A 20,278-nucleotide genomic window follows, 5' to 3' on the forward strand; every position below is an offset into this window, starting at 1 on the left:
GGCGACCACGTTCTTCGACGACCCGGACGTGCTGGCGAAGGTCTCCCGCGGGTTGGGTGAGGCGATGGTCGGGATCAACGTCGACGACATCCCGGTCCCGCACCGGCTCGCCGAACGCGGCTGGTGACGTAGGTAATCCCGCTCCTCCGAAACCACTGTGGGCCGGTTCTGCTGTCGTGCAGCAGAACCGGCCCACAGTCGTCGTTCAGCCCAGCAGGTCGGGAAGCTTCGCCGCGCTCTCCAGGAGGTGCGTGTGGGGCTCCGGACGCAGCGCCGCCGCGTCGTGGGCGCCGGTCAGAACACCCACCACGTAGCGCGCCCCGGCATTCGTCCCGGCCCGGAGATCGTTCGGGGTGTCACCACCCACCAGCACCTCGTCGACGCTCTGCACTCCGGCGAGTTCCATGGCGCGGAAGATGAGATAGGGCGACGGCCTGCTCATCCGCACCTGGTCGCTCGTGATCACACCGTCGATGTCCCGTCCGATCTCCCACCCGACCTGCTCCAGCAGCGGTTCCGCGATCTGGCGTGAATAGCCGGTCTGGAGAACGATCTTGATGCCGCGCTGCCGCAACGCACCGAAGGCGTCGTGAACCCCGGGCAGTGCGGTGGGCGGCGTCTTGCGGTACGCAGCCAGAAGCATTGCGGTGAAATCGGATTCGACGGCGTCCAAAACATTCTTTTCGGCCGGCACGCCGCTCTCCCGCAGCAGTCCCTCGATGGCCTGCCGCTTACCTGTGCCCTTCCACCGGTCGAACCGATCGTCCGGAATCGGTTCGTCGAGGTGCTTCTCGACGGTGTCGCGTAACGCGACGTACACGGCGCCGCCTTCGTCGATGCTCGTTCCGGCAATGTCCAAGGTGACCAGGGAAACCCCGTGTTCGGTCATGGGTGTGACTCCTCACTGTTGAGCCACTGGCAGGTGATGCTGTCAGTGGGCGATCATCGACAGCACGTCGGCAATGACGTCGCTGTTGGTACCGCACGACAGATCGAGCGTCCGGCAGCGGTCGTAGTACGGGCTCAGATCCAGCCCGACTCCCAGTCCGTGCACCTCGACGGCCCGCTCGTCCTCGTGTCGCTCGACCACGTCCTGCAGGTGGTGGTCCAGGTAGAACTCGTCGTTGGCCAGCGCGGTGGCGCCGTCCAGGGGGCTTCCGTCCGAGATCACGAACAGGAGCCTCCGGCCCTGGGTGCCCCGCATCCGGGAGCACGCCCAGTCGACGGCCTCACCGTCGACGCCCTCTTTGAACAGGTCGTTCTTCAGCAGTCCCGCGATCGCGGGACGGGCTCGGCGCCAGGAAGTCTCGGCGTCCTTGAACACCAGCTGCCGGACCTCGTTGAGGCGTCCCGGGTTGCGCGGACGGCCGGACCGGAGCCAGTCTCGGCGGGCCCGTCCCCCGTTCCATGCGGCGGTCGTGAAACCCAGGATCTCGCAGCGGGCGTCGGCCAGTTCGAGTGCCCGGGCGAACACGTCGACCAGGATCGCAACCGGTTCGCCGAACTCCTTCATCGAACCGGAGCAGTCGATGAGGAAGGTCAGGGTCGTGTCGGTCTGCGGCTCGGCGCGTTCGGCCCGGAAGAGTCTGCGATCGGTGGGCGAGGTGACGAGCTGGGCGAGCCGGCGACCGTCGAGGTATCCCTCTTCCCGGCCGCCTTCCCATCCGTCGGTGACCGGTTTCGAGAGCAGGGCCCTCAGCTGCCGTCCGAGTTTCCGGACGTTGAGGTGCTGCAGGTCGATGCCGAGGTCGAGCCGCCGGCGGTACTCCTGCAGCAGTTCGGGCCGGACGAGGGACGCGATCTGTCGTGTCTCGTCGTAGGCGCGGGTGAACACGCGGTACCCGTCTCCGTCCTCCCCCAGCGCGCGACTGCGCCCCGACTCCGCGGTCCGGAAGGCCTCGTCGTCGTCGGGTTCGAAGTCGAACAGGAGGGAGAACGCCGCCCGGCCGGCGCTCCGGTCGTCGGCCGAGACGTCCGTGTCGACCGGTGACTCCAGGTGACGGCCGATCAGCTCGGCGACTGCCTGTGCGTGGACCCCGAAGTCGTTTTGCGAGAGACGGGTTCGACGCAGCCACGGGAGGTGGCCGCCGAGAACGGAGGCGAGAGCGAATCGGGTCGATTCGATCAGGTCCTCGGTGGCCTCGGGTATCGGCTCGGCGGTGATCCGGGCCCGGCACATCTGCGTCACCGTGAACAGCAGCATTCCGTGCACGGTCTCGGTCAGCCCGGACGCCACGTAGTCCTGTGACCACTGCGTGAAGCGGTGGGAGAGGTTGGCGCGCACGCCACCCCATGCGTCGGCGGCCAGCGATTCGACGCGGAACTGTTCCAGGATCTCGAAGATCAGGCGATCCGCGGTGCCGTCCGGGCACAGGCTGCGATGCAGGACGGGGTCGGTGTGGAGGAGACGCGACGCCATGCCGTCCGCCGCGCCGCGGAAGGACGCGAAGTCGGCGCCGTCGAAGGACAGGTGCAGATGTGGGGCGGGCATCGGCACGCGCCGATGTCCGCGGTGGAGTTCCGGACCGCGAAAGTGCAACTCACTCTGCCCCGCGAGAGCACGGATCGTGCCGGCACAGAGTTCGTGAACCTCCTGCTGACGGCGGACCGACGCGGGGCGCACGGGCAGTTCTGTCATGACTGCCCGCTCAGGCCGTGCTCGTCGCGAGCATCGCCGACCGCTCCAGTTCCGAATCGAAGCATCGCTGGAAGTACTCGGCGACGACGGGCCGCTCGGCCTCGTCGCACTTGTTGACGAACGACAACCGGAATGCCAGTGCCGGGTCGTGGAAGATCTCGATGTTCTCGGCCCAGGTGATCACCGTGCGCGGCGACATCAGCGTCGACAGGTCGCCGACTCGAAAACCGCTCCGGGTCAGGTTGGCCACGGCCACCATCGACCCGATCAGGTCCCGGCTCAGTGACGGCACCCGCGCGGACACGATCTCGATTTCCTGTTCCGCGGGCAGGTGATCGAGCGTCGCGACGATGTTCCAGCGATCGATCTGCGCGTGATTGAGCCGCTGCACGCCGTGATACAACCCGTTGAGATTGCCCAGGCCGACGGTGTTGGCCGTGGCGAACAACCGGAAGGCCGGATGCGGAGTCAGGACCCTGTTCTGGTCGAGGAGGGTGAGTTTCCCGTCGCGTTCGAGGAGACGCTGGATCACGAACATGACATCGGGGCGGCCGGCGTCGTACTCGTCGAGGATGAGGGCAACGGGTCGCTGCAGTGCCCAGGGCAGGATTCCTTCCTGGAATTCGGTGACCTGCTTACCGTCTCGCAGGACCACCGCGTCCCGGCCTATCAGGTCCAGCCGGCTGAGATGCCCGTCGAGGTTGACCCGCACACACGGCCAGTTGAGACGCGCCGCGACCTGCTCGATGTGCGTGGACTTGCCGGTGCCGTGCAGACCCTGCACCATCACCCGGCGGTTGCGGCCGAACCCGGCGAGCAGGGCCGTCGTCACCGCGTGATCGAACCGGTACGCGGGGTCGATGTCGGGGACGTGGTCGACGGGTTCGCGGAAGGCGCGCACCGTCAGGTCGGTGTCGAGTCCGAACAGCTCGCGTGCGGACAGCACGTGGCTGGGTGCCGCAGTGGTCATTTCGGGCATGCGCCCTCCTTCAGTTCAGGTCTGGCGAACCGTCGTCCGTGACCTCGTTCTCGATCTCACCGATGGCGTCGGCCGCCCGCCGCAACGCGGGCAGAAGCTTGAGCGCCTTGTCGGGGGTGAGTCGCATGACCGGGGCCTGGACTGCGATGCAGAGGTTGGAATTGCCTGTGGCACAGGGGACGAGTACCGCAGCGCACACGAGGCCGGGAAGGAACTCTTCGTCGTCGATGGCGTAACCGTCACGGCGGACCTGCTTGAGTTCGGTCTCGATCAGCTCGACGTCGGTGACCGTCTTGGTGGTGTACCTCTCGAGCGGCATTCGCGCGAGAAGTCGCCGTCGCTGGGCAGGGCTGAGCTGCGACAGGATCATCTTGCCGCTGGCCGAGCAGTGCGCGGGCACCCGCGATCCCGCATGGAGTGTAAAGCGAAGGGGCTCGGAGGTTTCCACGCGGTCGAGATACACCACTTCGCTACCCGACAGGGTGGTCACGTTGCAGCTCTCGCCGAGTTCCGCGACGAGGTTCCGGAGGATGGCGTGTCGTGCGCCGTGGTGGGTGTCGTTGAGCAGCAGATTTTCGGCGAAGCGTCGCAGGCGCACGCCGGTGCCGTAATGCCTGCCGTTGTTCTGCCGGGTGAGGAGTCCGGCGCCCTCGAGTTGCTGGAGCATGCGGTGCAGGGTCGGCTTGGCCATGCCCGTCTCCTCGACGAGCCCCTGCAACGTGAACAGCTGGTCCTTGGAGGCGATCATCTCGAGCAGTGCGAACAGGCGGAGCGTCGGTGTGTCTCCGGGTAGCTCCGTAGTCGGGTGTCCGTTCGACTCGTCGATCCGGTGAATCTCACCCACGGTTCCTCCTTGGCCGAAACGGCGACGCATTCGCATCGTGTATCGAAAAATCATACATCTCGTTCCAGTTTTAGGAACATTCATTGACGAAGTGTGTGACGTGGCCTACTGTCGTTCCAGATCACAAAATCACGAACGAAACGTTCCGATTTTTGACATTCTCTGCCGGTTCCGGCGCGCCCCTGAAGGAGGATCACACATGAGCAAGAAGAAGAACGGTGCCGATCGCACCGCTGTCTCCGGTGTACAGAAGATGACACCGTCGGAGGCGTTCGTCGAGACGATGGTCGCCAACGGCGTCACCGACATGTTCGGCATCATGGGATCCGCCTTCATGGATGCGATGGACATCTTCGCTCCCGCCGGGATTCGGCTCGTCCCGGTCGTGCACGAGCAGGGCGCGGGACACATGGCCGACGGGTATGCCCGGGTCAGTGGGCGGCACGGCATGGTGATCGGGCAGAACGGTCCGGGTATCAGCAACTGCGTCACCGCGATTGCCGCCGCGTTCTGGGCGCACAGCCCCGTCGTCATCGTCACTCCCGAGGCCGGCACCATGGGAACGGGCCTGGGCGGCTTCCAGGAAGCCAACCAGCTGCCGATGTTCCAGGAGTTCACGAAGTACCAGGGGCACGTCAACAACCCGAAGCGCATGGCCGAGTTCACCGGCCGCTGTTTCGACCGCGCGATGTCCGAGATGGGCCCGACGCAGCTCAACATTCCGCGCGACTACTTCTACGGTGAGATCGAGACGGAGATCCCGCAGCCCACCCGCCTCGACCGCGGTCCCGGTGGCGAGACGAGCCTGAACGAGGCGGCGGAACTGCTGGCGCAGGCCGAGTTCCCGGTCATCGTGTCCGGCGGCGGCGTGGTGATGGCCGACGGTGTCGAGGAGTGCAAGGCACTCGCCGAGCGTCTCGGCGCCCCCGTCGTCAACAGCTACCTGCACAACGACTCGTTCCCCGCCAGCCACCCGCTGTGGACCGGACCGCTCGGCTACCAGGGATCCAAGGCCGCGATGAAGCTGATCAGCCAGGCGGACGTGGTGCTCGCCCTCGGTACTCGCCTCGGCCCCTTCGGAACGCTCCCGCAGCACGGCATGGATTACTGGCCGAAGAATGCCAAGATCATCCAGATCGACGCCGACCACAAGATGCTCGGTCTGGTCAAGAAGATCTCCGTCGGAATCTGCGGCGACGCGAAGGCCGCTGCCGTCGCGCTCACCGAGCGGCTCGAGGGCAAGGCCCTCGTCTGCGACGCCAACCGCGCGGCACGCGGCGAGAAGATCGACGCCGAGAAGGCCGCGTGGGAGAAGGAACTCGACGAATGGACGCATGAGCGCGATCCGTTCAGCCTCGACATGATCGCCGAACAGGAAGGCGAGGAGGGCAACTGGCTGCACCCGCGTCAGGTGCTGCGCGAGCTGGAGAAGGCGATGCCGGAAGACGTGATGGTGTCCACGGACATCGGCAACATCAACTCCGTCGCCAACAGCTACCTGCGGTTCGAGAAGCCGCGCAGCTTCCTCGCCCCGATGAGCTTCGGCAACTGCGGTTACGCGCTGCCGACCGTCATCGGCGCGAAGGCGGCGGCACCGGAACGGCCCGCCATCGCCTACGCAGGTGACGGCGCCTGGGGCATGAGCCTGGGCGAGATCATGACGGCTGTCCGGCACGACATCCCGGTCACCGCCGTCGTCTTCCACAACCGGCAGTGGGGTGCGGAGAAGAAGAATCAGGTCGACTTCTACAACCGCCGCTTCGTCGCCGGTGAGCTCGAGAGCGAGTCCTTCGCCGGGATCGCGCAGGCGATGGGCGCCGAGGGCATCGTCGTGGACAAGCTCGAGGAGGTCGGTCCCGCACTGCAGCGCGCGGTCGCCGCACAGATGAACGAGGGCAAGACGACGGTCATCGAGATCATGTGCACCCGCGAACTCGGCGACCCCTTCCGCCGCGACGCGCTGTCGAAGCCGGTTCGCCTGCTCGACAAGTACAAGGACTACGTGTAGTCCGCTCCCTGCGAGCACGTGGCCCCCGGCGCAGACGCCGGGGGCCACGTCCCGTGCCGTCCTGGTACCGACGATTCGACGTCGTCTGGACCTGTCGCTTCACCGCCGCTACCCCCACACTTCTGACGGAGACAACGGCGAACGAAAGCGGTGCAACAGGGTATGGCGGCAACGGTGTGGGATCTGTCGTTGCCTGCCCTCCTCTTCGCGCTCGGCGTCGTGGTGGCCGGCGGTGTCGTCCGCGGTTTCGGTGGTTTCGGTGGCGCGATGGTGTGGGTCGCGGGACTCGTCGTCCTGCTCCCGCCGACGTCGGTGATCCCAACCGTGTTCGTCCTCGAGGTCGTCGCGAGCGCGGCGATGCTGCCCCAGGTGTGGCGGCAGGTGCACTGGAAGTCGTTGCGCTGGTTGTTCGCCGGCACCCTGATCGGTATGCCGCTGGGGATGTGGGCGCTCACGCAGCTGTCCGGTGATCTGGTGCGCGTGCTGCTGGGTGTCGCGATCATCGGCTCCGCCGTCGCCATGGCCGCCGTCCCCGACCGGCAGTCGCTGCCCGGCCCCGGGGTGACCACGGTGACGGGTGTGGCGTCCGGTCTCCTCAACGGCGGCTTCGCGCTCGGTGGCCCGCCCGCCGTCCTGATGTACTTCTCCGCGTCCACCCACGTGGCGGCCGGACGCGCCTCGCTCGTCGTGTTCTTCCTCGTCATCGACGCGTTCGGCGCCGCGGGGTCGGCTGCCGGTGGTCTCCTCACCGTGCCCGTCCTCGCACAGATCGCCCTGTTCACGCCGCTCTGCATGTTCGGCGCCGCCGCGGGGAAATGGCTGTTCGACCGCACCACCGCCCAGCAGGTCCGTCAACGGGTGCTGTGGCTACTCGGCTTCCTCGGCGCCGCCGTCCTCGTGCAGGTGGCGTTGCGGTAGCCCGAGGCCCCGCTCTCGGTAGACCGAGGCGGGGCCACAGCAGCTTTGGTGTCAGGTCGGGGATATTTGCGACATGGCGGCGTTGTCAGGGTATGAACTGCTGTCCTGGTCCTCCGTGTAGATGTCCCGGCCGCGGATTGCGAGCGTGCACAGCGTGCTGACCGCGCCCACCGCAACGATGTATCCCATGATCAGTGAGAGTCCTCCGCTCGCCGAGCCGAGGAGGGATGCGAGCACGAGCGGCGTCAGACCGGATGCGACGATTCCCGACAGCTGGTAGACGACGGAGATTCCGCTGTAGCGGACTCGGGTGGGGAAGAGTTCCGCGAACAGCGAGGACTCGGGGGCGTAGACGATCGGATAGAGGACGCCGAGGACCAGCACGATCGTGATGACGATGACAGCGGTATCTCCGGTGCCGATGAGCACGAAAGCGGGATAGGCTGCAGCCGTGAGAATCACGCTGCCCGCCGCGAACACGTGTCTGCGGTCGTACCGGTCGGCGACCTTTCCGAAGACGGGAATGAAGACGATCATGGTCGCGGCCGCCGCCATCACTGCCAGAAGCAGGGTTTGACGGCTGAGGTGCAGCGTGCCGGTGCCGTAGGCGATCGCAAATACCGCCCACGTATTGAAGGCCACACCCTCGGCCCATCGACTGCCCATTCCCAGCACCATGTTTCGCCGTGACTGCGGGCTCTTGATCAGTTCCAGGGCAGGCACGGTGGCCTTCTCCTCCACCGTCTCGAGCTTGCGGAAGGCCGGGGTCTCCATGACCTTGAGGCGGATGAACAGGCCGACCGCCACCAGGATCGCGCTGAGCATGAAGGCGATCCGCCAACCCCAGTCCAGGAATGCGGCCTCGGAGAGGGCCGAGTTGAGTGCCGCGAAGACACCCGTGCCCAACATCAGGCCGATTGCGAGACCGATCTGCGGCAGGCTTCCGTAGAACCCGCGCTTGCCGCGGGGTGCGTATTCGACGGCCATCAGGACTGCCCCGCCCCATTCGCCGCCGATTGCGACTCCTTGTGCGAGCCGGAGCACCACCAGCAGAATCGGCGCGGCGATTCCGATCGTCGCGTACGTGGGGACCAGTCCGATCAGGCAGGTCGCCACACCCATGATCATCATGGTCGCGACGAGGGTCTTCTTCCGGCCGATGCGGTCGCCGATGTGACCGAAGATCAGACCGCCGAACGGCCGGGCGATGAATCCGATCGCGAACGTGGCGAACGCGAGCAATGTGCCGACGATCGGATCCGAACTGGGGAAGAACAGCTTGTCGAACACCAGGCCGGCGGCGATGCCGTAGAGGAAGAAGTCGTACCACTCCACTGTCGTTCCGACAATGCTCGAGGCTACGACGGTACGGATCTCGGACTTCGACGGTTCCTGGTCGGTGTCTCGCGGAGAAGTCACAACGACTCCCGGAATATGTGTGTGAGGGCGTTCCTCGTCACCGGGCGGGGCACGACCGCCAGCTGACGCGTCTGCTTCATCGTGCCATCCACCAGCGTCGCCAGGTGCTCTTCCCCGTAGCCGAAGCTTCGCAATCCCGAGGGCATTTCGATGTCGGCCATCAGCTCGCTCAGTACGTGCGCGAGCGCGTCCGCTCCATCGGTGGCCGTGAACGTCCGGCCGGAGAGGAGCTCGGCCGCCCGCAGGTGCCTGCCGGGGTCGCTCGGGTAGGTCCATCGGAAAACTGCCGCGGCAGTGGCGGATACGGCCTGCCCGTGCGGCACCATGGGCATTCGAGGATAGCCCTCGGCCTGGTAGTTCTCGACGGCGCCGGCGACCGGGTACGCATTGGCGTGGGGCAGGTGGGTGCCCGCGTTGCCGAACCCTGTTCCGGCGGAGGTCGAGGCCAGCGCCATCTGGTAACGAGCTTCCAGGTCCCGCCCGTTCATCACCGCGCGTCGCAGGTACTTCCCCACCAACGACAGGGCCTGCTCGCACCAGGTGTCACTGATGGGGTTGGAACCGCAGAAGGCGGGGCGCTTCATCGGGTCTTCGGGCGCAGGTTTGGCGTCGAACCGGACGCTGGTGTAGCTCTCGAGCGCGTGAGAGAGCACATCCATCCCGCTCGCAGCGGTGACCTGCGAGGGCAGCGTGACGGTGGTCAGGGGATCGACTATTGCGAGCGTCGGTCGCAACTTGGGATGACTGACTCCGGCCTTCAAGTGCAGGCCGAGGAAGTCGATGACGCAGATCGTCGTCGATTCCGATCCGGTGCCCGCGGTGGTCGGTATGGCAATCAGGGGTTTGAGGGGAAGCCACGGCGCCTTACCTCCGCCGATGGGCGGGGTCACGTAGTCGAGCAGTTCCCCGGGGTGAGTGGTGAGTAGGTTGACAGCCTTCGCGGTGTCGATCGCGGAACCTCCGCCGACTGCGATGTAGGAGTCCCACTCCCGTTCACGGGCGAAAGAGACGGCCTCCTCGATGCTCTGATCTGTGGGTTCCACTGCGACGCCATCGAATACGTCCGACTTGATTCCTGCGGCGATCAGCTGATCGCGAATGCGGTCGGGGATCCCGGTGTTTCGAACGCCCGGGTCGGTGATCACCAAACAGGATTCCGATCCCAGTGCGGACAGCTCGGCGCCGACCTCGTCCAAAGCGCCGATACCGAATTTCAATGGGGGTGCCGCCCAGGTGAAGACGCTCTCGTTCTCGTTCGATCGGTACATCGTTGAGACTCCTTCGCTGTCACAATGTAGGGATAGTCCCCACACTGTGAACCGACGATAGGCCAGCAACGTGGATATGTGAAGTGCCTCACAAGAAGAATTCAAGGGATCCAGCACACAGCGGATCGCGACGCTACGGAACGGCGGCCGCGCCAAACATCCGGGCCGTGGGAGGGCCTCGGGTCAGTGAGACATCGCCCGGTTGACCGGGACGAACTGGGACACTTCCTTCGCCGCCTGGACAATGCGGTCTCCGAGCGTCCGTACCCTCGACTTGGGCATTCGGACAGTGGGGACCTGAATCACCAGCGCTGCCTGCGCGTTCCCGTCCGCGTCCAGAATGGGTGCGCCTACGCAACGCACACCCTCGACGTTCTCCTGCTCGTCGATGCTGTACCCGCGGACCCGGATCTCCCGGAGTTGCTCCGAGAGTTCACCGGGAGTACTCAAGCTGTGCGGAGTGACCTTGGTGAGCGTGGCCGGAAGCGACTTGACGTACGTCTCGGCGTGTGGCGAGAACGCCAGGATCGCCTTGCCCGAAGCCGTCGTGTACAGAGGAAACCGGGCGCCCGTGTGCTGCTCGAACCGCAACGGGAGCGTCGACTGCACCCGCATCATCACCACCGATTCCGGCCCCTGACGGATGGAAAGGTTCACGGATTCCTGGGTCTCGGAATTGAGCTGCTCCAGGATGGGTAGCGCCTTGTCCATGCCGAACCCGCGCTGGGCGGCCTGGCCGAGCAGTACCGTTCCACTGCCGAGGTAGTAGCTGTCGGACATCGGATTCCGCGCTACGAGACCCTCGGCGATCAGGGCCCGGATGAGTCTGTTGGCCGTACCGGACGACAACTGGAGTTCTGCCGCGATAGCACTGCCGGTGAGTTCGTCGGGTGAAGATGCGAGCAACTTGAGCACGGCCAGCGCACGTCCGACGGATTGTGTGCCCGCAGGCAGTTCTTCGCTCACCACGCAATCCCATCTTCGTCCGACCTGCCGGCGAGTCGATGTTACCCGCTCGGCCGATGACCGAGGCGCAGATCTTGTCGCAGTTCGGGCCGGTAGACCGCTATTCCCCCGCGGTGTCGGAGGGCGTGTCGCCCGAATCGCGCTGGAACAGACTCAGACTCGACACCGATCGCTGCAGGCCGTCGAGTGTCCGGGGATCCCAGCCGGTCAGCTGCTGCCAACGGTCGAGCCGGTAGGTGATCGAGTTCGCATGCAGGTGGATGTCCCGTCCGGCCGCGCTGATGGAGAACTCGTTGCGGGCGAACGCCAATACCGCCTCGACGAGGTGCGGATGGTCCGCGGCGACGGCGACACCCGGCTCCAGCAGCGTGGCGAGCTCGTCGCGATGATCCGCCAGGGTGGCGGCAACCCACTCGTCGGCGAAACGGACCACCTCACCGGTAGGCGAGGCCAGATGCAGGACCCGGCGCGCGTCCGTGATGCTCATCGCCGCGCCGGCCAGGCCGGGGCGGCCCAATCCGACTCCGACCGTGGTGCCCGGGTGACCGAGCCGGACCTCGCGGATGATGTCGTCGACCGGTGCGCGCTGGCTCAGGGCGATGATGACGGTGTCGTGCCCGCTGCATTGAGTGGTGCCCGGGATCGTGTCCAGGGTGCGTTGCAACCGTTCGAGCTGCGCTTCCGACCACTCCTCCGCGGCGATGCACACCGCTTGGAACTCGTGCTGCGCGGTGAAACCCAGCGCCTCTGCCAGCTCGCGCACATCGCGGTGGTCGCCGTCGACCGACCTCGCGAGGGCCTCGAAGAACCGGTATCGCACCCCCGCGCGGATGGCCTGTTCGCTTCGGGTCGCGTCGGTGTGTCCGACGGCGACCGCGCTGGTGGCGGTATGGACGAGGTCCCACATCATGCCGCCTGCGCGCAGCAGGTCGGTTGTCGGCTCGGCGGCTGTGGCCACCATCGTGTTCCACAATTCGCGGGACGCGATGTGGTACGTCTCGATGACGTCGGACAGTGGCAATCCCTGCATTGCCCGGCGCCGCCCGAGCTGACGCGAACGCTCGAGGACGTCGTCGGCGAGAGGCTCGCTCTCCGCGAGGGCGCGCAACGTCGCAGCGAGCTGCCGCCTGATGTATCCGCGCTGCTCGTCGATCGGTACGGCGGCGTACGACTGCAACTCGGCGCGGATCTGACCCACTGCTCGGTCGGTTACCGATTCGATCTCCTCCGAGACCTGCCGGCACAGCCGTTGGATCGTGTCTTCACCCACGGACTCGGGCACCCTCTCCCTCGTTTTCCGCACTCCCGTGAAATTCACGAACCGCCGCGACGTTTTCCGGGATTCGCCCATGGCCCGAGGGGAGTGATTCAGCCCACACTAGTGCCAGAGTGCACGTCGACCGGCACCGGACCCAACCCGCGACGCCGGTGGACGCAGTCGGAATAGGAGACAAAACAATCATGTCCAACGAGGCAAAAAGCGCCTTACTCGCGATAGGTGTCCCGTTCGCCGGGGTTCTGGGCGGCATCGTCGCCCTGGCCGGATCCACGGCCACGGTCTTCGGAGTCCCCATCCTGTTCGCGTGGTTGTTCCTGTGGATGCCGCTCACCTCGCTGTGCCTCCATCTCGCCTGGAAGCTATTCGACCGCAAGGACTTCGAAGCCGCCGAGCGCGCCGAATCGGCCGCTACGAGCGCTCGGACGGGAGACCAGTCATGACCGCGGCCTTCTTCACCCTCGTGCTCGTCCTCGCCCTCGGGGCAGGCGTGCTGTCGCGGCGCGGCAGCAAGAAGGAGATCTCCGACTACCTGGTGGGGGGCCGGTCGTTCGGTCCGCTGCTGGTCTTCATCCTGGGAGCGGGCGAGGCGTACAGCATCGGCACCCTGATCGGTTTCCCCGGCGGCGTGTACGCGCACGGGGCGAGCTACGGCGTCTGGTTCATCGGGTACATCCTGCTGGCCTACCCGATCGGATACTTCTTCGCGCCCTATCTCTGGCGGGCGGGCAAGAGATACGGCGCCATGACCCTGCCCGATGTGGCCGGGCGCCACTTCCGGTCGCGTGGGCTGGAATTGACGATCGCCATCGCTTCGGTCGTATTCCTCATCCCGTGGGGCCAGCTTCAGCTCGCCGGACTGCAGATCGCGCTGACCGGTCTGGGTATCTCCATCGACCCAACCGTCGCGGTCTTCGCCGGCGCAGCCCTTGCGCTGCTGTTCCTCATGTTGTCCGGGGTGCGCGCCCCCGCGTTCGTGTCGTACGTCAAGGACACCGCCCTGTTGCTCGGCGCCGTCCTGATCGGACTCGCGGCGGTGATCGAGACGGGTGGCACCGAGAAGCTGTTCGCCGCGGCGGCAGCCAGTGGTGGCGGCTCGGCCTCACACTCCACGGTCACCGGGTCGTCACTGACGTTCGTCCTGACGACGATCGTGTTCCAATCGGTCGGGTTCTTCATCTTCCCGATCATCGTGCAGGCCGTGCTCGCGGCGAAGTCCGAGGCGACGATCAAGCGGGTCGCCAAGTTCAATCCGCTGTACATGCTCATGTACCCGTTCCTCGTCGCTGCCGCCTTCGGGGCGGTCACGCTGCTGCCCACGAAGCTCGAGGGCACGGAATCCGACCAGGTGCTCCTGCAGTTGTCGCGACAACTGTTGCCCGACTGGCTGACCGGCGTCGTCGCAGGCGGCGCGGCCCTCTGCGCGATCGTGGTCCTGTGCGGGGCGGCCCTCGGAATCGGCGCGATCGTGTCGCGCAACATCATTCCCGGGATCCCGGAATCCCGCCAACCGGTCTGGGTGCGTGGAGTCGTCGTGGCGTACCTCGGGATTTCGCTCCTGCTCACCCTCGCGACACCTCAGCTCCTGCTCACCCTGGTCAACACGGCGTACTACGGCGTCACCCAGGCTGCGGTGGTCTTCGCGACGATGGTCTTCGGATGGAAACTGCGACCCGCTGCCCTCGCCATGGGCGTGGTGCTCGGCGACGTCGTGGTGCTGTGGCTGTATCTCGACAAGCACGGCCCGGTGTCCGTGTGGCTCGCCGAGCACGGTGTCAATCTCGGCGCGGCCGCCCTGGTCCTCAACATCCTCTTCGTGGTGTCGACGCGGGTGTTCTGGCCACCCACCGATCCCGTCCGCGGCCTTCGCGCCGACGGCCGAACGTCCGGCACCGCCGCGGGATCCGTGGCCGCACGCAGCGAAGTGGGTGCCTGATGTCCCGGACACTGCTCACCGCCGATTCGATCCACACCCAGGACCCGTCGTCGCCGACGGTCGAGGCGCTGGTTGTCGACGGAGCCGACGTGATCGCCACCGGCACCAGGAAGGACATGGCCGACCGCGCCGGAGTCGGCGCCCGCCGCCTCGACCTGCCCGGGGCCACGGTGATCCCGGGTCTCATCGAATCGCACATCCACCCCACCTACGCCGGCCTCACCGACGGCTGGGCGGACTGCCGGACACCACCGTGCCGGTCGATCGCCGACATCCAGCAGGCGCTGCGTGCCGCGGCCACCGGCAGCGGATGGATCAGGGGGTGGGGTTACGACGACACCCAGATCGCCGAGGAGCGGCATCCGACCCGGACGGATCTCGACGCCGTCAGTACCGATCGTCCGGTCATCGTCCTGCACATCTGCGGGCACTTCGCCGTCGCCAACACCGCCGCACTCGCGGCCGCAGGCATCGACGAATCCACGGTGCCGGTGGACGACCCGCTCTTCCCTCGCGGCGCCGACGGTCGACTGACCGGGATGGCGTGGGAAATCGATGCGGTGGCGAGGCTCACCGCGGCGGTTCCCGCGTTGACCGAGCAGGAGGTCAACGGCGCCTTGCTTCGCAGCCTGCTGTCGGCGCGGTCGCGGGGTATCACCACGATCCACGATCTCGGGGTGGGTCTCTCGGCCGGCGAGCAGGAGCTGACCGCCTACCGCTCGCTGGACGCGTCGGGTGAGCTGCCGGTGCACGTCGTCGGGTTCCTGCGCGGTGACCTGGCGCTCGAGGCCCTCGACGACCGGGGAGTCACGTTCGAGCACGCACCCGCGGCCGGCGCACGCTTCCGGCTGGGCGGCGCGAAGTTCTGGGCCGACGGATCGATCCAGGGGCTGTCCGCCGCACTCCGCACGCCGTACGCATGCGACCCCAGCCATCACGGCGACCTGCTCTACCCTCAGGCGCAGCTCGACGAGATGATCCTGCAGGTGCATCGTGCGGGTGGCCAGGTCGCCGTGCACGCCAACGGCGACGCGGCGGTCGGTGCCGCGATCACCTCGCTGCGGAGGGCACAAGCCACCGACGGCCGGGTGGGACGGCACCGCATCGAACACTGCCAGGTGAGCGCACCGAGCGACCTCGCCGCGATCCGGGAAGCCGAACTCGGGGTGAGTTTCTTCGTCAACCACGTCTTCTACTGGGGCGACCGCCACCGCGACCGGTTCCTCGGTGCCGAGCGTGCCGCCGAAATGGATCCCCTCGCCTGCGCCGACGAGCTGGGGCTGCGATTCGGACTGCATTCGGACTGCCCGATCACCCCGATGGATCCGCTGGCGACCATCAGGACCGCGGTCACCAGGATGACGAGGGGCGGCACGGTGCTCGGCGGAAACCAGCGGATCGGAGTGGATCGCGCGATCCGGGCCATGACCATCGACAGCGCGTACCTGGTCCACGACGAGACCCGTGTCGGCACCTTGACGGCCGGCCGTCGTGCGGACCTGGTGGCGCTCGACGGCAGCCTCGGGGATCTCGCGAACGGCACCACCGAAATACCCCGCCCCACAATGGTCATGATCGACGGAGAGTCGGCGGACATGCGCTGACCCGAACAGCTGAAACGGAACCGGAACCCGCCCCCGCCGATCAGGCGAGGGCGGGTTCCCGCTACCGGCGGAAACTCGCCTGGCACGCCTGGCCGAGGAGGGCGATGCCTTCTTCGATGGAGCGCAGTGGGATCGCCCCGTAGCCGATGCGGAAGTGGTTGCGGGGCGGGACCGGCTGCGTGAAGAAGATGTCGCCCCGTTCGATGAGCACACCGCGGGCTTCCGCCTCGCGCACGAGTACCCGGCAGTCGAGGTTCTCCGGGCCGGTCATCCACAAGCTGACGCCACCGGGCGGATAGGGTTCCTGCGGCCACGGGAGATATTTGTCGACGGCCGCACACAGACGCTCCCATTTGTGTTTCATCTGGGTGCGGTGATGGCGCAGCGCGCGGTGGTACTCCCCGCTGTCGATGAGCATGGCAAGGGCCCGTTGCTGGTGACCCGGGGGATGACGGAGCACGTACCGTCGGGCCTTCCGCAGTTCGCGCACCAGGTCGGCAGGTCCGACGAGGTAGCCCAGACGCAGACCGGGGGCCAGGAACTTCGAGAACGTACCGAGGTACACGGCGTCGCCGCTCGAGTCGAGCGCCTTGAGCGCCGGGCTGGGGCTGCCGTGGTAGCGGAACTCGCTGTCGTAGTCGTCCTCCACGATCACGGTGCCGGACTCCGCGGCGAGCTGCAACAGACGCTGACGACGGTCGATGCCGAGCGTCGCGTTGGTCGGATGGTGATGGCTCGGTGTCAGATACATCAGGTCCGTGCCGCGGAGAGTCTCCGGCGGGCGCAGGCCGCGATCGTCGACGTCGATGCCGTACACCTGGGCGCCCGTGCGCAGGAAGATGTGTCGCGCATCGAGATAGCCGGGGTTTTCGATGGCAACCCGATCCTCGGGTCCGAGCAGCACCCGGCCGACGAGATCCAGGCCCTGCTGGGAACCGACCGTCACCAGAACTTCGTCCGCACTCGCCTCGATGCCGCGCGAGGGCAGCAGATGCTGGCGGATCATGTCGATCAGCATCGGGTCGTCCGCACCGACGCTGTCCTGGAGGCTCGCGTAGGCGTGGGGTTGGTATAGCGCGTCGCGGAGACAGCGCACCCACGCGCGGGCGGGGAAGCTGCGGATGTCGATCTGCCCGGCCAGGAACGGGTACGGGTAGCTGTGCCAGTCGACGTTCTTCTCGATGTGCGGGACGTCGGCGTCGGGGTAGCGCCGGATGCGGGACGACCAGTCGATGCGCGGGATGGTCGCGCGGGCGTCCGTTGCGAGCGTCTCGATCATGTCGGGATTCACGAACATGCCCGAGCGCTGGTGGCTTTGAACGAGTCCCTCGGCGATCAGTTCCTGATACGCCAGGTTGATCGTGTTCCGGGAGATCGCGAGATCGACGGCGAGTTCACGCGAACTCGGAAGGCGGTGTCGTGGATCGAACAGCCCGTTGGCGATGCCGTGCTCGATCGCCCGTCGAACCTGGCGGTAGAGCGGTTCGGCGGAATTGCGGTCGACCTCGATCAGTGTTCTCGGCACGCATCGCCTCCTGTGGATCCAAGAGTGGCCAGAGGTAGGCCGACCCGGCACGCCGAGCAGTTCTCGAACGAGCACTTCTCAGTATGCCGGGCCGGCGGCGAAATCAAACCAGGTTGAGCGCGTCGTCGACGCTGACCGACTCGATCCCGAGTGCCTCACCGACGGCATCGTTCGTCAGGCGCCCGGCGACGGTGCTGACACCGGCGCGGAGTGCGGCATTCTCCCTGGCCGCGCGGGCGAGGCCCTTCTCGGCGATCTGCAGGGTGTACGGCAAGGTCACGTTGGTGAGTGCGTACGTCGACGTGTGGGGCACCGCTCCCGGCATGTTCGCCACGCAGTAGAACACCGAGTCGTGAACCTTGAACGTGGGCTCCGCGTGGGTGGTGGGACGCGAATCCTCGAAGCAACCGCCCTGGTCGATCGCGATGTCGACGAGGACGCTGCCCGGCTTCATCCGTGAGACCAGCGAGTTCGAGATGATCTTCGGTGCCTTGGCGCCCGGGACGAGCACGGCACCGATGACGAGGTCGGCCTGCATGACTTCCTGCTCGATCGAGTAGGAGTTCGCGGCGAGGGTGCGGATCCGGCCCTGGTACATCCGGTCGGCAGCGCGCAACTTGTCGACGTTCTTGTCGAACAGGACGACGTCGGCCCAGGTGCCTGCGGCGACGGCGACGGCGTTCATGCCCGATACACCCGCACCGATCACGACGACGCGAGCCGGCAACACACCGGACACGCCGCCGATCAGTACGCCGCGGCCACCCTCCGGTCGCATGAGTGCCTGCGCACCGACGAGCGGTGCGAGCCGGCCGGCGACCTCACTCATCGGGAACAGCAGGGGCAGCGAACCGTCGGGAAGCTGAACGGTCTCGTACGCAACGGAATTGGTACCGGCGGCGAGCAGTGCCCGGGTGCACTCTTCACCCGCAGCGAGGTGCAGGTAGGTGAACAACGTGAGGTCCGAACGCATCCGGTGGTATTCCTCGGCGATGGGCTCCTTGACCTTGAGCAGCAGTTCCGCGCTCTGCCACACCGCATCGGCGGAGTCGAGGATCTTCGCGCCGGCGGCACCGTAGGCGTCGTCACCGATCGACGAGCCTTCCCCCGCACCGCGTTCCACGAACACGTCGTGCCCGTGGGCGACCATTTCGTGGACACCGGCGGGAGTGGCCGCCACCCGGTACTCGTGGTTCTTGACTTCCTTGGGGATACCGATCCTCATCTGAGACCTCCGTTAGCTGGGGCTGTTCGCCGCTCCGACCACATGTCGTGGTGCCCGAGCGATACCGAAGTCTGGATCACTCTGGCATGGGACCAGAAGGACCAGTTGAGCGCCGTCTACGGGGACCAGACTGGACCCATCGAATACCGCTCTTCTGGCCCTGACCTGCGGTCTGCCCCGTCGGTATGTTGTGGATCACAGCCATTCGACAACGAAGGAGATGGTCGTGGACGTCACCGAATTGCGAGCACGGGCCCGCCGGCACCTCGGACCTCATTTCACCCGCAAGGACACCTGGGAAAGCGACTTCCCGGTGTTCGTTCGTGGCGAGGGAAGCTATCTGATCGACACCGAGGGGGACCGTTTCCTCGACGGTCTGGCAGGCCTGTTCTGCGTGAACATCGGTCACGGCCGCGACGACATCGCCAAGGCGGCGAGCGAGCAGATCGGGACGCTGGCGTACGCCTCCAACTGGGGCAGCGCCCACATTCCCGCGATCGAGGCGTCCGCGCTCATCGCCGACCTGGCGCCCGGTGATCTCGGGACGACCTTCTTCGTCAACTCGGGTTCCGAGGCCGTGGAGACGGCCGTCAAATTCGCCCGGCAGTACCACCGCAGCCAGGGCAACCCGCAGCGCACCAAGATCATCAGCCGCGAGATGGCGTATCACGGAACCACTCTCGGCGCCCTCTCGGTGACACAGCTGCCCAAGATCAAAGATCCGTTCGGACCGCTGCTGCCCGGGGTCCGCTCCGTACCCAACACCCTCGGTTACCTCGGCGACTGCGGCCCGGCGAACGAGCTCGACTGCATCGCCGCGATCGAAGCCGTCATCGAGGAAGAGGGCGCCGAGACCATCGCCGCCGTGTTCGCCGAGCCGGTTCAGAACGGGCGCGGCGCCCTCGTCCCGCCGGACGGATACTGGGCCGCGCTGCGCGCGCTGTGCGACAAGCACGGGATCCTGCTGGTCTCCGACGAGGTGATCTGCTCGTTCGGCCGCCTCGGACACTGGTTCGGGCACGGGCTGACCGGTGTGGTTCCCGACATGATCACGTTCGCGAAGGGCTCCACGTCCGGATACGCGCCGCTCGGCGGCCTGATCGTGCGTGAGCAGCTGGTTCGCGAGCTCTACGACTCACCCAAGGGCGGCGTGTTCACGCACGGCGCGACGTGGGGCGGACACCCGGTGTCGACTGCGGTGGCGGTCGCGAACATCACCGCGATGCGCGACGAGAACGTGCTGGGCAACGTCTCCGCGCGCGGCCCGAAGTTGCGGTCGGCACTCGACTCGCTGATGAGCTCGCACCGCTGCGTCAAGGACGTGCGCGGCACCGGCTTCTTCTACGCGATCGAATTGATGGCCGACAGCGACAGCGGCCGGGAGTTCACCGAGCAGGAGTCGCTGACGGTGTTGCGCAAGGTGCTGCCGGAGGCGTTCGCCCGCACCAAGGTGATCCTCCGCGGCGACGACCGCGGTGCCACGATGCTGATGATCTCGCCGCCACTCGTCGCCGACGACGAGGTGCTCTCGGAACTGCTCCACGGAATCGACAGCATGCTCACCGACATCGAAAAGGCAATCCAGCCGTAGGGAACGATACGTTCCCCGATTTTCCAGCGGGTGGCGGTCGTCGAGATCGACGACCGCCACCCCTCTTCGTAGTGATGGGAG

At 66.6% G+C, this 20,278-nt stretch carries 16 protein-coding genes; 6 read left to right on the forward strand and 10 right to left on the reverse strand.

Features of this window, described 5'->3' with window-relative positions; translation table 11 throughout:
• Positions 1 to 205 precede the first annotated feature (205 nt).
• From G9373_RS40545 to G9373_RS40560, 4 genes are read right to left on the reverse strand one after another with little or no spacing between them, the layout of a single operon-like run.
• Positions 206 to 889 (reverse strand): phosphonatase-like hydrolase, encoded by a 684-nt coding sequence (locus tag G9373_RS40545; protein WP_133985814.1) that lies wholly within the window; start codon positions 887 to 889, stop codon positions 206 to 208.
• A 42-nt stretch (positions 890 to 931) separates the two neighbouring features.
• Positions 932 to 2,638 (reverse strand): cobalt chelatase, encoded by a 1,707-nt coding sequence (locus G9373_RS40550; RefSeq protein WP_167120596.1) that lies wholly within the window; start codon positions 2,636 to 2,638, stop codon positions 932 to 934.
• A gap of 10 nt (positions 2,639 to 2,648) precedes the next feature.
• Entirely contained in the window at positions 2,649 to 3,617 is a 969-nt protein-coding gene (locus tag G9373_RS40555) for an AAA family ATPase (RefSeq protein ID WP_005265606.1), read from the reverse strand.
• Positions 3,618 to 3,627: 10 nt separating this feature from the next.
• Positions 3,628 to 4,461 (reverse strand): IclR family transcriptional regulator, encoded by an 834-nt coding sequence (locus tag G9373_RS40560; RefSeq protein ID WP_005265605.1) that lies wholly within the window; start codon positions 4,459 to 4,461, stop codon positions 3,628 to 3,630.
• 199 nt (positions 4,462 to 4,660) lie between these two features.
• Between G9373_RS40560 and xsc the strand changes: the two genes are divergently transcribed.
• Complete coding sequence (xsc, locus tag G9373_RS40565) at positions 4,661 to 6,469, forward strand: sulfoacetaldehyde acetyltransferase (protein WP_007298660.1); 1,809 nt, start codon at positions 4,661 to 4,663, stop codon at positions 6,467 to 6,469.
• A gap of 162 nt (positions 6,470 to 6,631) precedes the next feature.
• A complete protein-coding gene (locus G9373_RS40570; protein ID WP_005254313.1) occupies positions 6,632 to 7,387 on the forward strand; it encodes a sulfite exporter TauE/SafE family protein in 756 nt (251 codons plus the stop codon).
• A gap of 51 nt (positions 7,388 to 7,438) precedes the next feature.
• On the opposite strand, the gene G9373_RS40575 is transcribed toward G9373_RS40570, so the two are convergent.
• The 4 genes from G9373_RS40575 to G9373_RS40590 form a co-directional block, all read right to left on the reverse strand.
• Complete coding sequence (locus G9373_RS40575; RefSeq protein WP_133985812.1) at positions 7,439 to 8,806, reverse strand: MFS transporter; 1,368 nt, start codon at positions 8,804 to 8,806, stop codon at positions 7,439 to 7,441.
• The gene (locus G9373_RS40580; protein ID WP_025433620.1) at positions 8,803 to 10,074 is read right to left on the reverse strand and encodes a hydroxyacid-oxoacid transhydrogenase; all 1,272 of its coding nucleotides are present in this window, start codon (positions 10,072 to 10,074) and stop codon (positions 8,803 to 8,805) included. The genes G9373_RS40575 and G9373_RS40580 overlap by 4 nt, the downstream gene beginning before the upstream one ends.
• Positions 10,075 to 10,257: 183 nt before the next feature.
• Complete coding sequence (locus G9373_RS40585; RefSeq protein WP_317611477.1) at positions 10,258 to 11,040, reverse strand: IclR family transcriptional regulator; 783 nt, start codon at positions 11,038 to 11,040, stop codon at positions 10,258 to 10,260.
• A 100-nt stretch (positions 11,041 to 11,140) separates the two neighbouring features.
• The gene (locus G9373_RS40590; protein WP_133985810.1) at positions 11,141 to 12,322 is read right to left on the reverse strand and encodes a helix-turn-helix domain-containing protein; all 1,182 of its coding nucleotides are present in this window, start codon (positions 12,320 to 12,322) and stop codon (positions 11,141 to 11,143) included.
• Between the two features lie 179 nt (positions 12,323 to 12,501).
• Here G9373_RS40590 and G9373_RS40595 point away from each other — a divergent pair, with 179 nt between their 5' ends.
• The 3 genes from G9373_RS40595 to G9373_RS40605 are packed head-to-tail and all read left to right on the forward strand — an operon-like array spanning position 12,502 to position 15,856.
• Positions 12,502 to 12,759, forward strand: coding sequence for a DUF3311 domain-containing protein (locus G9373_RS40595; protein ID WP_005561835.1), 258 nt, complete (start codon positions 12,502 to 12,504; stop codon positions 12,757 to 12,759).
• Entirely contained in the window at positions 12,756 to 14,252 is a 1,497-nt protein-coding gene (locus G9373_RS40600) for a sodium:solute symporter (RefSeq protein WP_167120598.1), read from the forward strand. The genes G9373_RS40595 and G9373_RS40600 overlap by 4 nt, the downstream gene beginning before the upstream one ends.
• Complete coding sequence (locus G9373_RS40605; RefSeq protein WP_005561838.1) at positions 14,252 to 15,856, forward strand: amidohydrolase; 1,605 nt, start codon at positions 14,252 to 14,254, stop codon at positions 15,854 to 15,856. Before G9373_RS40600 ends, G9373_RS40605 begins: the two co-directional genes overlap by 1 nt.
• 61 nt (positions 15,857 to 15,917) lie before the next feature.
• On the opposite strand, the gene G9373_RS40610 is transcribed toward G9373_RS40605, so the two are convergent.
• On the reverse strand, positions 15,918 to 17,381 hold the full coding sequence (locus G9373_RS40610; protein WP_005561840.1) for a PLP-dependent aminotransferase family protein: 1,464 nt from the start codon (positions 17,379 to 17,381) through the stop codon (positions 15,918 to 15,920).
• A 103-nt stretch (positions 17,382 to 17,484) separates the two neighbouring features.
• Complete coding sequence (gene ald, locus G9373_RS40615) at positions 17,485 to 18,606, reverse strand: alanine dehydrogenase (protein WP_005561841.1); 1,122 nt, start codon at positions 18,604 to 18,606, stop codon at positions 17,485 to 17,487.
• A gap of 220 nt (positions 18,607 to 18,826) precedes the next feature.
• On the opposite strand from ald, the gene G9373_RS40620 reads away from it, so the two are divergent.
• Positions 18,827 to 20,197, forward strand: a complete 1,371-nt coding sequence (locus G9373_RS40620; protein ID WP_005254320.1) for an aspartate aminotransferase family protein — start codon at positions 18,827 to 18,829, stop codon at positions 20,195 to 20,197.
• Positions 20,198 to 20,278 lie beyond the last annotated feature (81 nt).

Source organism: Rhodococcus sp. A14 (assembly GCF_011603105.1).
Classification (GTDB): domain Bacteria; phylum Actinomycetota; class Actinomycetes; order Mycobacteriales; family Mycobacteriaceae; genus Rhodococcus_F; species Rhodococcus_F opacus.

Bases quoted from the DNA above. Each gene is read 5' to 3' on its own strand.
- G9373_RS40605 (WP_005561838.1), top strand. From the start codon at position 14,252: ATGTCCCGGACACTGCTCACCGCCGATTCGATCCACACCCAGGACCCG.
- xsc (WP_007298660.1), top strand. From the start codon at position 4,661: ATGAGCAAGAAGAAGAACGGTGCCGATCGCACCGCTGTCTCCGGTGTA.
- G9373_RS40620 (WP_005254320.1), top strand. From the start codon at position 18,827: ATGGTCGTGGACGTCACCGAATTGCGAGCACGGGCCCGCCGGCACCTC.
- G9373_RS40600 (WP_167120598.1), top strand. From the start codon at position 12,756: ATGACCGCGGCCTTCTTCACCCTCGTGCTCGTCCTCGCCCTCGGGGCA.
- G9373_RS40545 (WP_133985814.1), bottom strand. From the start codon at position 889: ATGACCGAACACGGGGTTTCCCTGGTCACCTTGGACATTGCCGGAACG.
- ald (WP_005561841.1), bottom strand. From the start codon at position 18,606: ATGAGGATCGGTATCCCCAAGGAAGTCAAGAACCACGAGTACCGGGTG.
- G9373_RS40580 (WP_025433620.1), bottom strand. From the start codon at position 10,074: ATGTACCGATCGAACGAGAACGAGAGCGTCTTCACCTGGGCGGCACCC.
- G9373_RS40550 (WP_167120596.1), bottom strand. From the start codon at position 2,638: ATGACAGAACTGCCCGTGCGCCCCGCGTCGGTCCGCCGTCAGCAGGAG.
- G9373_RS40555 (WP_005265606.1), bottom strand. From the start codon at position 3,617: ATGCCCGAAATGACCACTGCGGCACCCAGCCACGTGCTGTCCGCACGC.
- G9373_RS40570 (WP_005254313.1), top strand. From the start codon at position 6,632: ATGGCGGCAACGGTGTGGGATCTGTCGTTGCCTGCCCTCCTCTTCGCG.
- G9373_RS40595 (WP_005561835.1), top strand. From the start codon at position 12,502: ATGTCCAACGAGGCAAAAAGCGCCTTACTCGCGATAGGTGTCCCGTTC.